Genomic DNA, 12,590 nt, shown 5'->3' with positions numbered 1-12,590 from the left:
CGTTAATTTAACGAATGTTAATGAATATTAAGGATATTTATTTTTAACCTGTTTTTATTGATGCAATTATTGCAATTGTAATTGGCTTTGTATTAGCCCTTAATAAAGTGGGGTTTAAACTTGTTGCTTGAGAAGTGAACGTTATGATGGATTTTTATATATGTTTAGGTCGTTATTTAGCAGGATTGTTTATTTTAACGCTATGTGTATTTATTTACTTTTTTATACGTAACTAACTTAATCGTTATAGCTGATCTTTTATCACTCAATTAAGTTTATTAAGTGTAAAATATAGCTCTTTTTATAATCGCTAAATAATCCATGTTAATTAGGGGATTTAAAATAAACAATGCGGAATATGAATATATTTCATTTTATTGGGTGAAAATATGCATAAAAAATTTATTTAATCGTCACTAAATAGAGTGACACACATAAAAAAGGCTCAATTTATGAGCCTTTTACTATAAATTAAACTTACATACTATATGAGAAAGTAATATAGCCAAAACGACCTATATTATCGTAGCTAGCAGAACCTTCTCCATCTCCGCGCGTACCAAAAGGCAGCCCACGATTGAATAAGTTATCTACGCCTACTTTTAAGCCAACACCATTATCAAAGTTATAACCTACTGTCATATCTGAAATAACGTAAGTACCATAGCTAGTTAAGCTATTTGGGTTAGGGTTATCACTTAATTCTTGATCTGTGTATAAGCTTACTTCTTCAATATAACGCGTACTGAATGTTGTATATAAATTCTCGTAGCTATATTCAAGATTTAAGTTAGCTTGCCATTGTGCTTCACCTGTAACACCTGCGTTTTCTATATAGTCACTAGGTTCATCTTGGAACGGGAATTCTTTTCGCTCAATCAAGTATGTACCTATGAGGTTCGTTCTAAAGCTACCCCCTAATGCATCAAAATCGTAACCTAATTCAAAATCGATACCAGATGCTTCTTGACCAGCAACGTTAAGTGCTGAATTTTGTATTAATGATATTTCACTATTAGCATCACGGGTAATTAAACTACAGTATTGATTAGAAATACCTGAGCCGCTATCTACACAGCGATCTAAAATATCCTGTGCACTAATATAGTCAATTGCATCTTCAATTTCAATTTTCCAGTAATCGATAGTTAGTGTTGAATTTTCTATAAATTCTGGTTGGTAAACTAAACCGATTGTAGTACTTGTTGACTCTTCGCCTTTAACTTCACGATTACCACTGCTTAAACCTTCAAGTGTTTGTGAGTCATAATCTGAATCAAACCCTGTAGGTACACCTAGTGCAGCACAGTTTGTACGACGTGTACTGCTGTTTTGTAAGTCGTTTAAGTTATCAGCCTGACAAGGATCGTCAACATCATAGAAAGTTTGACTTGGTGCACCAAAAATTTCACCAATATTAGGTGCTCTTAGTGCTTCTGATTGAGTTAGACGAAAACGTAACTCGTTGTTTAGACTCCAATCAAGACCTAATTTCCAGCTAGTTGCATCGCCAATTGTACTGTAATCAGCATATCGTACAGCTGCATCAAATACTAAATCTTGAACAAATGGCATATCTGAGAGTAGTGGAACAGATACCTCTGTAAAAATTTCTTTTACATCAAAGTCACCTTGATCTTCGCCAAGAGCGTTAAAGAACGTACCTTCAGCATTATCAGGTTCTTTTGTTTCACTTTCTTCTTTACGGTATTCAGCACCAAAAGCAACACCAACGTAACCTGCTGGTAGTTCAAATAAAGCACCATTGGCAAGAGACGCAGATACTACAGTTTGAGTTATTTCTGATGTGCCAGTTGATACTGTATTAATGTAGTCAATTGCTGCATCACTAGGTGCGCCAAAGCCCATAATATTTACAGGTACACAGCCTTGTGCTTGAGCAGCTTCGCTACGACAAACAATATTACCGCTATCGTCTTTAACTGCATCGAGTGCATTAAAGTAGTTAGCTCTTATCATGTTTGCGCCATTTACGCGCTCTAAATCAGTTTGACCACGCACTATAGACGCATCTAAATCCCAATCACTAAACACAGTGCCTTTAAGGCCTGCTACAAAGCGAGTAGTTTCGCGCGTATTATTCTCGATACGACGACCTAAGTCAGTCATCATTCGGTTAAGGCTAATTGATTCAACGCCTTTACCGTCGTCAGCTGCTTCCATAAGAGCTTTTACACTTGGGTCTAAGAAGGCATTATCAATTTTAATGCTATTGTCAGGATCAAAGAAAAAGAAAGCAGGTTGACCAATACTTTCGCCTTCACTGTTTACGTATTTAGCTTCAAAGTATGCATTAAGATCGTCAGTCACATCGTAATTAACTTTAAAGTTTACATTGTAACGTTCAAATTTAGGTTGAATCTCGTCAAATTGAGCTAGATTAAATGAGTCACAATCGGCACATAATAAACCATCAACATTATTACCAGTATAAATATCACGGTGAGAGCCGTCAGAATTAAAGGTATTAACAAAACCATTACCTAAATCAAACACACCCGCATTATTTAACGCGTAGTAACCTGCATTTTGTGTATATATTTTATCAGGAAAATTAGGATCGTCTTTATTTGAATCATTTTGTGCTTGGTTTCGTAAGCTTGAATATGACCCATCAGTCCATGGATGATCTAATGCATTTAAAGACTCTTGAGCTGAGTATTCAACTGCAAACGCAGCATTACCACGACCACTATCAAAATTAGAACCGTACGAGAACGTTACTTTCTCATTATTGTAATCGCTTAAGTCTGAAACACCTTTAGTGGCGGTAAAATCTAAGCCTTCAATGTTATCTTTAAGTATAAAGTTAACAACACCTGTTACAGCATCAGCACCGTAAACAGCAGATGCACCACCGGTTACTATTTCTACGCGCTCAACCCATACGCTAGGAATGGTGTTTGTATCAACAGCTTGAGAACCTGCAGAGCTTGATACATGGCGCTTACCATTTACAAGTACAAGCGTACGGTCGGTACCCATATTACGTAAATCAAGAATATTTAGACCTGCAGTACCAATAAAGCGACCTGAGTTTGCAAGCGAGTAAGTATTACCTAAAGCCGGCAGTTTATTTAGTGCCTCACCAATATTTACTGCACCTGTATTAAGTAATTGCTCACCAGTAATTACAGTTACTGGTGCCGGAGCAATGGCTCCTACGCGGCTTATTTTTGAGCCTGTTACTTGTACACGTTCTATTTTTTGAGTATCAGCGTCTGCTGCAATAGCTGTGTGTGATAAACCAATAGCGCTTAAACACAGCGCCGTTTTTATACTGCTTGAGATTTTGTTGTAAGATTTCATGTTATCCCCTAGATGAATCGTTTGTTTTTAAAATTACTTGCAACATAATTTTCATGTTAATAGTTATTTGACTATAAAATTTACATTACGTACCTAGATTTAACACTTAATTTGACTGGGGTAATTAATTTTCGTTGAACCTACAAATAAAAGCGATAAAATAACTTGTTAAAATTCAATTAAAACAATGACTTAAAATTGTAATGGTTAACGTTATGGTTTTGTTTTTATCAACATGTAAATGCTATGTTTATTTTTGTTTTTGTTATCTTCATGAATTTACGGTAATTATATGGGGGGTTAATTGATGACTTAATTTACTGTTTCTAAAAAGGGGATTGTGTTTCAAGTTAATGTTGCGTTTTAGAGGGTCAAAGGTTGTTATATACTCAAATGAAATATTAAGATAAATAATATCTCAATAAAATAATTTTCTATTCATACTTTAACTGTAAAGCCCCTTTACAGTTAAAAAGCAATGTTTGCATCGTACTTTCCTTTGTATAATTGATACAATTAGCTGTCTTTAATTTATAAGGTTGTTTATGAAATTTTTATTTATATTTATTACGCTGCTATTTAGTTCATTAGCATTTTCAAATCAGCCCGTTGATCTTGAAATAAACATGAAAAATACAGGTCTTGCCTATAAAAAAGCAGTACAAGCAACGGATCTTACTACGTTCAATACAGCAATAGACGAGTTTATTAAGCTGGTTAAAGTAAGTAAAACCGCTAAATTTTACAAAAAGCCTGAACAATCATTACAAGGTCTTGATAAAGTGATTGCTCAAGCAGAGCTTGCTAAAAAATCAGCTAACGAGCAGGGACTTACTGAAGCAAAATCATCTTTGAAAAATATAGATAACTTACGTAAAAAGTATCATGAGTTACATGAACCACCGGGGTTTTTTGAATTATTATTCGGCTCATAATCACACGTGTAAATAATCAGATTTTTTAGCAAGTATTTTTCCTACTAACAGCTATGACTTTTTTATAACAGAGATATAGCTATTAGAATTCTTTACTAGCAAAAAGTAAACGTAACCATATTAATAAATAAGTAAATATTTTAACCAAAACATTGGTTATATAAGGAGTAGCAATGGAAATTTCAGTTTCAATGTTAGAAGGTCAAAAGCAAAGCGCAAAATTTGGCGATTTAGAAGTAGTAAGCGATCAAAGTGTTGCTGCAGGTGGTAATGCAGAACATCCCGAACCATTTGATTACTTTTTAGTAAGTATGGTTTTATGCGCCGGATTTTATGCTCGTAAATTTTGCGAGCAACGTGATATTTCTACCGAAGGTATGACTCTTAAACAAAATAATGAAAATGTTGACGATAATGGGAAAAAGTTATTCTCTATTGAGATCAGTTTGCCAGATGGTTTTCCTGATAAATATAAAAAAGCACTAATTGCCGCTGTTAATACATGCACTGTTAAAAAAGTAATTCAGGCCGTTCCTGAGTTTTCAGTTGTTGTAAAATAATTTACTTATTAAACTAATTAACCCAGAGGTTTATGCCTTATAAGCCTCTGGGTGTCTTTATTACTATTTCTTTTTCATTCCTTGAACTGCTTTGAAACGTGGGTTATTTTTACAAATAACGAATACACGACCTTTACGCTTTACTATTTGACAGCCAGGGCGTTGTTTTGCGCTTTTAAGTGAACTAAGTACCTTCATTGTTACGCTTCCTTTTTACCAGACGAAAGACCTTTAAAGCGACGATTGAACTGTGCAACCCGCCCGTCGGTTGTAACTGACTTTTGCTTACCAGTGTAAAAAGGATGAGAGTCACTAGACACATCTATAGGCACGTACGGATAAGTTTTACCCTTGAGTTCAATTGTACGATTAGTTTTAATAGTTGAGCCAATAATGAAATAACTATCGGCAGCTGTGTCGTGAAAAGCTACCTCGTTGTAATCAGGATGAATGTTTGGTTTCATGATACACCTATATAAATGTTATGTGATATTGTATCATTTAATTTAACTCATTTATTTATACTTTGCAAATGATTTTAAAAGCTTCTAAAAGCATCAATTTGATGGCTATTTGTGCAAACAAATCAAAAAATAAGCACTTAGATCAAAAATGCTGGCTATTGCCGTTTAGGCTGTTATAACTATATTTAAGTTAATTAAAAACGTTAACAAACGCATTTAAAAGTAGAGCACAGAGGTAACGTATGAGTGACGCAACAAAACAAGAAGAACAAATTGATCAAGGGGTAATGGATACCCTAAGAGAGCGCGACCATAGTGTTTTAGCTCAGCAACTTAACCCTCTAAGTTGTAATAATAATGATATTGTAGAGCTACTTGCCCATTACATGGCATTGAGTGAACAAGATAATGACGAGCTGTTTGATGATTGGTTCGATAACTTGTCAAAAGAACAACATACTGTACTAAAGGTATTTGAAGTGTATCGGGGTCAGTACGAACACCAAAACTAAGCTAACCATATGACAGTTTGTTTTTACTTGGTAACTAATTTAACTACCCGTTACTTAAATTAGTTACTTAATATAGCTTTATTGGGTAACTAAAATAAGAATTTAGTTTATTTGCTTAACGTAAGTAATAAATACAAAGATTAAATTGTTTTCTTAATTATGCCTAAAAGAAGTACCATCATTTATAAATTAGCGTTAATGCCGCATAGGCAGTGCCTAATAGCTAGTAACTCATCGATAATACTCATAGCTAGCACTAATCACTAATAAATCGATAGTCAGAAATAAATAGTCTCTGACATCCTTTTCTAAATAACGAACTAATTCATTCAAACTAATACTTAACATGGTTGTGTATATGACTACACCAGTCAGCAATAACACTTAATCAGTTTTAGGCATCAAACCTGGCCGCTACCTACATAAAAACTTCTTATTTACGACAGTATAAATACAGAAGGTAGAGCAGTGCAGAAGTAATTACAGAGAATCACGGAATAACGAATTTTTCTTTTTATCAATAACGTATTCTTATCTCAAATAGATTACTTAATTAAGCAATTTGGTATTAAAAATCATTTTGAGAAGTTACTTGGGAAGTTAATTGTATTTAGGAGGGAAGGGTCTTGATATAAAGCTTATATAAATTAACGAAATTAAAAGCTAAGTTTGGAATATAAAGTGGAAATTAAGAATATAAACAAAGTAGCAATAAAATGAAGACATAAAAAAAACTCACTTATAGATAAACTACAAGTGAGTTATTAATGTGTAAATAAACACATTAACTAAAACATGTTAGATAGAAACGATGTTTTCAGCTTGAGGACCTTTTTGACCTTGTGTAACAGTAAACTGTACACGTTGGCCTTCAGCTAGAGTTTTGAAACCGTCGCCAGAGATTGCGCTGAAATGAGCGAAAACATCAGGACCAGATTCTTGTTCAATAAAACCAAAACCTTTTGCTTCATTGAAAAATTTTACAGTACCAGTAGTTGTGTTAGACATAATAAATATCCTAGAAATTAATAAAAATGTGCCTGAAAATAGGCGATTGAGCCGAAAAAAATTATTTAACTGAGGACAACGCGAAAAATTATTACTAATAACAACGTGGTACTTACAAATAAACAGAACTTCTTTCAAGCTTATATATATTGATGGGTTATTACTAACCCATCAATGAAAACATGTTAGATACAAACGATGTTTTCAGCTTGTGGACCTTTTTGACCTTGTGTAACAGAAAACTGTACACGTTGGCCTTCAGCAAGAGTTTTGAAACCGTCGCCAGAAATCGCGCTAAAATGAGCAAAAACATCAGGACCAGATTCTTGTTCGATAAAACCAAAACCTTTTGCTTCATTAAAAAATTTAACTGTACCAGTAGTTGTAGACATAATAGATATCCTAGAAATTAATAAAATTTGCCTATAAATAGGCGATTGAGCTGGAAAAAAAGTATTTAACTGAGGATAACGCGAAGAATTATTACTAATAACAACGTGGTACGTACAAATAAACAGAACTTCTTTCAAACTTATATATATTGACGGGTTAATTATAACCCATCAATTAAAACAATTTAGATGCAAACGATATTTTCAGCTTGCGGGCCTTTTTGACCTTGTGTAACAGTAAACTGTACACGTTGACCTTCAGCTAATGTTTTAAAGCCGTCACTGGTAATTGCACTAAAATGAGCGAAAACGTCAGGACCAGACTCTTGTTCAATAAAACCAAAGCCTTTTGCTTCATTAAACCATTTAACTGAACCAGTTGTTGTATTAGACATAAAAAGTATCCTAAATAATAATTATATTGCGCCCTAAATTAGGCGATAAACAAGGAAGAAAACATATTTAACTGAGGATAGCGCGAAGGATTATATTACTAATAACAACGTGGTACTTACAAATAAACAGGGCTTTCTATCAACCCGATGCGACGGATAGTACCAGCATATTTAAACGTATAGCAAGTTTTTTCTAAAATACTTTTAAACAACGCAACGAGCATGGCTTAACTTAGCTATAATTTTACAACCACGCTTTTATATTTTCTTATTAGGTTAAAATGCAACATTACTATTGCTAATTTTATATAATGTTCTAGTGTGAAAGTGTTGAGTTTATTATATATAGGCTTGATTTGACTTAAAATTACATGCGGATAAATTACGGCATATTTTAGATGTGCTGCAAACTATTAAAATACGTTAAATAACAGGATCACTATGACTAAACCTGAAGTTCCAAAAAATGAAGCTGCGCGTTTACATGCACTCAGAACTTTAAATATTCTTGATAGCTCACATGAAGAAAGGTTTGATCGTGTAACCCGTATAGCAAAACGTATGTTTGATGTGTCTATTTCACTTGTAAGTTTAGTTGATGAAGATCGTCAGTGGTTTAAATCAAAGCAAGGGCTTGATGTTTGTGAGTTACCTCGTGAAACATCATTTTGCGGGCATGCAATAAATGAAAGTGAGTTATTTATAATTCCGGATACCTTAAAAGATAAGCGTTTTTTCGATAATCCCTTTGTTATAAATGATCCTAAAGTTCGTTTTTATGCGGGGTATCCTTTAAAGCTTAGACAGGGAATAACCATTGGTACTTTGTGTCTTATTGATTCTAAACCAAGAAATTTAACAGAAGAAGATCAACAATTACTTAAAGATTTAGGCGCGATGGTAGAGCAAGAAATACAATCTATTCAGCTCGCTACAATAGATCAGTTAACAATGATATCTAATCGACGTGGCTTTCTAAATTTAGCCGAACATAGCCTAAGTGTATGTAAGCGCAATAAAATATCGATGTCTTTTATACTGTTTGACCTAAATAAGTTTAAGCTTATTAATGATGTTTATGGTCATCATGAAGGTGATTTTGTGCTTATTACGTTTGCCAAAATTATGCTTGAGTCATTTCGTGATTGCGAAATTATAGGACGACTTGGCGGGGACGAATTTGTTGCGATGTTAAGTGACTCTGATGGAAAAAAGGCAAACACTGTTCTACAACGATTTGCAGATGCTATTGAACAAGCCAATAACACTATTAATAAACCATACAAAATTCAATATAGCGTAGGGGTAATGAATTACCCTTATGATACCGAAAACACAGTTGAAGAAATGCTTCAAGGCGCAGATGCAGCAATGTATAAAAATAAAAAAGCATTGTGCGCTGAATAATTTAATTATTAGTAAACATGTTTCCTGAAGTTACATGATTGCAATACAACGGTATCTCCAATGTGATAAATACTTCTGTTACTATGCATAAATATGTATAAATTTACTATGGGAGTTAAATCATGGATAAATACCAAGTTAGTGTAATATCTGTATCGGGGAACACATTGCCACTTGTTAAATCTTTGCGGCTTATTGGTTGCTTAAATTTAGAACATGCAAAAGAAATACAAACTCACCTTCATAAATCGCTACCTTGTGTGCTCATTGCCGGAGTAGATAAAAACGTTGCTGAACATGTGATAAAGCTCTTGAATGATGCCGGTGCCGTTTCTAAAATCGAGTGCTCTTCTATCAACGATCCAATGCTATTTACTCCAGCAGCTAATAAAACGTATGTATGGAATTGGTTAGGCATTAGAGCTCGTTAATTTTTTATACAAATTCTCAATACTTATTTTATGCTCAATCTTCGGGGTTTAGTCTTTAAAGCTTGGTTTTTTAATACCTTTACATACTAATGTGTTAGCTCTCATGCTTAACTTTTAGTATTTTTTATTAGCTTGGCGGCTTATGCAATATGCTTGTTTAATAGCAATAAGTAATAGGAATGTATAGCCACTAAATTTTTACTATTCAAATAGTGACTGACAACCTACTTTTGTTGCTTCATTTTTACTTATTCATCGGGGTTATTACTTTAACGTTTACTTGTTTGAATAAACTACCACCTTTAAAAAATCAATAAACCTTACCCTTGAAACTAAATTATATGACCTCATACCTGTTATAGGTCATAAATTTAAGTGACCGATATATCAATAAGTAAAAGGTGTATTTCGTAAAACTTCAGAGAAGTTTGTATTTTAAAACCGATTTATTTTATAAGGACAAAGCCATGACAAAACGCGTAATTGAGATGCCAGAGCTCGGTATGGGCACATTTCGTTTAGAGGGTGATACAGCCTATAATTCAGTAAAAATGGCACTAGAAGTTGGTTTTCGCCATATTGATACAGCACAAATTTATGGCAACGAAGAGCAAGTGGGTAAAGCCATTAAAGACAGCAGTATTCCACGCAGTGAAATATTTTTAACCACCAAAGTGTGGAATAACAAACTAAATAAAACAGACTTTATTCCAAGTGTTAAAAAGTCACTTGAAAAACTACAAGTTGAGTCGGTCGACTTATTACTTATTCATTGGCCATCGCCTGCTAACAACCAGGCAATGAGCGAATACCTCACCGAATTACTCAAAGCTAAACAACTTGGACTAACCAAGCATATTGGTGTATCTAACTTCACGATTGCTAATTTAAACGAAGCAATGCAAACCCTAGACTCGCGTGAAATATTTACCAATCAAATAGAAGTCCACCCGTATTTAACGAATACCAAATTGCGCGCTTTTTGCGCCCAGCATGATATTCATGTAACAGCTTACATGCCATTTGTTGTAGGTAAAGTACTCAAAGATCAAACTATTATCGACATCGCTAAAAAACATGATGCAAGCCCTGCACAAGTTGTTTTAGCGTGGGAAAACGCCAAAGGTATGACGACAATTCCGTCATCAACCAAGCGTAAAAACCTTGAAGATAACTTTAACGACAAAGCCGTTAAACTTGATGATGAAGACATTGCACGTATTGATGGCTTAGACTGTAACGATCGTCAAGCAACTCCTGACTTTGCACCTCAGTGGGATTAATAAACCGACTTAAAAAGTAAAAGTTAAACTATCTAATATAGGGTGTAGGCATACTGCGCCCTAACTTTAAAAGGAATACACATGTTAACGGTTATAGCTGTACTGTCGTGCAAAAATATTGATGCTGAAGTAATGCTTACAGCACTTGAAAATCTGCAGCAATCATCACGCCAAGAAGTAGGGTGCTTACGCTATGAGTTATCGGTAAAAAGTGATTCTGAACATACAGACTATGTAGTAAGCGAACAGTGGGCGTCAAACGAGCATTTTGAAGCGCATAAAGAAGAGCCTCATTTTAAAGCTTTTGGCATGCAAGTTACAGGTCTTCTAACCAACAGTAGTATTGATGTATATAAATCAATTGGTTAAGCGTTTTTATACCATTTAGCTAAATTACATATAACCCAGTAAATATTCAAACAGGTGCTGTTAACTTACATCACCTTTTATCCTTACGCCCAGCCTGCCTAAATACTTAATTTCTCCAATATATTAATGAAACCAGATAGGACTATTTTTTGTTCATTCGCTGTGTGGCTAAATCTAAAAGAATCCATAACATCATTAAAAGTCGTTTTTGGTATCACAATTCACTCTAATAAATAGCTTATTTAATTTATTGTTTACATTAAAGTTCTCTGGTGTAAATATAGAAACACTACAGGCACCGTTAAGTGCCTTGGCGCATGGAAGTATAGCGAGCGATATAACATCAATCACTAGCTGAAAAACACAGCCAATAAAGTGGTATAAATTTATATGGAGATAAGAATGAAAAAATTAATCGCAATAGTAGTGTTATTAGGCTTTGTCTCATTTGCACAAGCTAATGATAGTTTTGTAGTGAACGCCAAATGTTATGGTGATAAAAACTTAATTGGCTCACCTGTTTTAGTTGTCAATTCAAACGAAGAGGCATCAATTTCAGTTGATAATTCGTATAGTTTTTCTCTTACAGTAACGCGTATTGATGACTCTACGATTAGTTTAGTAAAACAGACCTGAAACTAATGGAAAACATATGGCTCCCTCTTTAGTTGTTGAACTAGGCAAAGAAGCAAGTATCAATATTGATGGTAAAGAGCTTTCAGCTTTAGTAAGCAAATCAAGCTGCTAATAAGTTAAAAATGAGGAATAATTAATGAAAAACTCAAGAAATGAAATAGTAAAATATGGAGTCTCTTTTGGTACAGCCCTAGCAATTGCTATTTCATGGAGTGCTAACGAGTCTGTGTTATGGGCAATTTTGCATGGTTTTTTATCTTGGTTTTATGTTATTTGGCATGTAATTACGCGATAAGTTTTTCTCGCTTGCACTGATTTTACGCATACTGCGGTCAATGTTAATAGTAGAGCCATTCCCATTTAAAACGATTAAGTTAAAAATATAAAGGATAAAAATAATAATGAAGGGTGCAGGTGGAAGTTCTGGTGGTATAGGGCATTTTTTTATTGGTTTGATTATGATGTGCGGTGGCTTTTATATGCTGCTTAACGCGATTTCGGTTACCTCTAATTTTGGGCTTAGTGCTCGTATTTATAGTTTTAATGCGTTAGGTGGCTTTGGCGTTACCGGCGGCATGGTGATGATCCCGTTTATTTTTGGTGTGGGTCTGATTTTTTATAATTCTAAAAATATTTTAGGGTGGGTGCTGTCTATTGGCTCGTTAACCGCATTAATATTTGGTGTTATATCGAGTGTCCGATTTAGTATGCGTACTATGACTTCGTTCGACTTGATTGTAATTATAGTTTTAGCATTTGGTGGTTTAGGTCTTTTTTTACGCTCACTTAAATCTATTGATACTTAATGGATCTATTCGAATATAGTATTAATAGCTAAGATCGGTAATAAATACGGTAATTTTTTAGT

Annotated in this window: 16 protein-coding genes; 10 read left to right on the top strand and 6 right to left on the bottom strand. The window is 34.1% G+C overall.

Going from position 1 to position 12,590, the window contains the following annotated elements; all coding sequences use genetic code 11:
* Window positions 1-477: 477 nt before the first annotated feature.
* The gene (locus L647_RS0112720; protein ID WP_024611428.1) at window positions 478-3,330 is read right to left on the bottom strand and encodes a TonB-dependent receptor; all 2,853 of its coding nucleotides are present in this window, start codon (window positions 3,328-3,330) and stop codon (window positions 478-480) included.
* Between the two features lie 545 nt (window positions 3,331-3,875).
* On the opposite strand from L647_RS0112720, the gene L647_RS0112715 reads away from it, so the two are divergent.
* Window positions 3,876-4,265, top strand: a complete 390-nt coding sequence (locus L647_RS0112715; RefSeq protein WP_024611427.1) for a cytochrome b562 — start codon at window positions 3,876-3,878, stop codon at window positions 4,263-4,265.
* A 173-nt stretch (window positions 4,266-4,438) separates the two neighbouring features.
* Window positions 4,439-4,825, top strand: coding sequence for an OsmC family protein (locus L647_RS0112710; protein ID WP_024611426.1), 387 nt, complete (start codon window positions 4,439-4,441; stop codon window positions 4,823-4,825).
* Between the two features lie 63 nt (window positions 4,826-4,888).
* Here the strand turns inward: L647_RS0112710 and ykgO are convergent, their stop codons facing one another.
* Complete coding sequence (gene ykgO, locus L647_RS0112705) at window positions 4,889-5,023, bottom strand: type B 50S ribosomal protein L36 (protein ID WP_002958669.1); 135 nt, start codon at window positions 5,021-5,023, stop codon at window positions 4,889-4,891.
* A gap of 2 nt (window positions 5,024-5,025) precedes the next feature.
* Window positions 5,026-5,289 carry a type B 50S ribosomal protein L31 gene (locus L647_RS0112700; protein WP_024611425.1) on the bottom strand — a complete coding sequence of 88 codons (264 nt, stop codon included), beginning with the start codon at window positions 5,287-5,289 and terminating at the stop codon, window positions 5,026-5,028.
* 242 nt (window positions 5,290-5,531) lie between these two features.
* Here L647_RS0112700 and L647_RS0112695 point away from each other — a divergent pair, with 242 nt between their 5' ends.
* Complete coding sequence (locus tag L647_RS0112695; RefSeq protein ID WP_024611424.1) at window positions 5,532-5,801, top strand: hypothetical protein; 270 nt, start codon at window positions 5,532-5,534, stop codon at window positions 5,799-5,801.
* Between the two features lie 798 nt (window positions 5,802-6,599).
* On the opposite strand, the gene L647_RS0112690 is transcribed toward L647_RS0112695, so the two are convergent.
* The 3 genes from L647_RS0112690 to L647_RS0112680 all read right to left on the bottom strand — a co-directional run bounded on the left by L647_RS0112690 (window position 6,600) and on the right by L647_RS0112680 (window position 7,596).
* Window positions 6,600-6,809 (bottom strand): cold-shock protein, encoded by a 210-nt coding sequence (locus tag L647_RS0112690; protein ID WP_006792548.1) that lies wholly within the window; start codon window positions 6,807-6,809, stop codon window positions 6,600-6,602.
* 185 nt (window positions 6,810-6,994) lie between these two features.
* Window positions 6,995-7,201 (bottom strand): cold-shock protein, encoded by a 207-nt coding sequence (locus tag L647_RS0112685; RefSeq protein WP_029880466.1) that lies wholly within the window; start codon window positions 7,199-7,201, stop codon window positions 6,995-6,997.
* Between the two features lie 185 nt (window positions 7,202-7,386).
* The gene (locus tag L647_RS0112680; protein ID WP_024611422.1) at window positions 7,387-7,596 is read right to left on the bottom strand and encodes a cold-shock protein; all 210 of its coding nucleotides are present in this window, start codon (window positions 7,594-7,596) and stop codon (window positions 7,387-7,389) included.
* 441 nt (window positions 7,597-8,037) lie between these two features.
* On the opposite strand from L647_RS0112680, the gene L647_RS0112675 reads away from it, so the two are divergent.
* From L647_RS0112675 to L647_RS0112645, 7 genes are all read left to right on the top strand, one after another.
* Entirely contained in the window at window positions 8,038-9,003 is a 966-nt protein-coding gene (locus L647_RS0112675; RefSeq protein WP_024611421.1) for a sensor domain-containing diguanylate cyclase, read from the top strand.
* A 122-nt stretch (window positions 9,004-9,125) separates the two neighbouring features.
* The gene (locus L647_RS0112670; RefSeq protein ID WP_024611420.1) at window positions 9,126-9,434 is read left to right on the top strand and encodes a hypothetical protein; all 309 of its coding nucleotides are present in this window, start codon (window positions 9,126-9,128) and stop codon (window positions 9,432-9,434) included.
* A 467-nt stretch (window positions 9,435-9,901) separates the two neighbouring features.
* Window positions 9,902-10,717, top strand: coding sequence for a 2,5-didehydrogluconate reductase DkgB (dkgB, locus tag L647_RS0112665; protein ID WP_024611419.1), 816 nt, complete (start codon window positions 9,902-9,904; stop codon window positions 10,715-10,717).
* Between the two features lie 81 nt (window positions 10,718-10,798).
* Window positions 10,799-11,086 (top strand): putative quinol monooxygenase, encoded by a 288-nt coding sequence (locus L647_RS0112660; RefSeq protein ID WP_024611418.1) that lies wholly within the window; start codon window positions 10,799-10,801, stop codon window positions 11,084-11,086.
* A gap of 402 nt (window positions 11,087-11,488) precedes the next feature.
* The gene (locus L647_RS01000000124165) at window positions 11,489-11,722 is read left to right on the top strand and encodes a hypothetical protein (protein ID WP_253948873.1); all 234 of its coding nucleotides are present in this window, start codon (window positions 11,489-11,491) and stop codon (window positions 11,720-11,722) included.
* Window positions 11,723-11,858: 136 nt separating this feature from the next.
* Entirely contained in the window at window positions 11,859-12,017 is a 159-nt protein-coding gene (locus L647_RS1000000126125; RefSeq protein WP_010553058.1) for a hypothetical protein, read from the top strand.
* 106 nt (window positions 12,018-12,123) lie between these two features.
* Window positions 12,124-12,528: a hypothetical protein gene (locus L647_RS0112645; RefSeq protein ID WP_024611417.1), complete on the top strand. Its 405-nt coding sequence runs from the start codon at window positions 12,124-12,126 to the stop codon at window positions 12,526-12,528.
* Window positions 12,529-12,590: the final 62 nt, after the last annotated feature.

Source organism: Pseudoalteromonas sp. TB64, from assembly GCF_000498095.1.
Lineage (GTDB): Bacteria > Pseudomonadota > Gammaproteobacteria > Enterobacterales > Alteromonadaceae > Pseudoalteromonas.
This window is presented reverse-complemented; position numbering and strand designations above follow the sequence as displayed.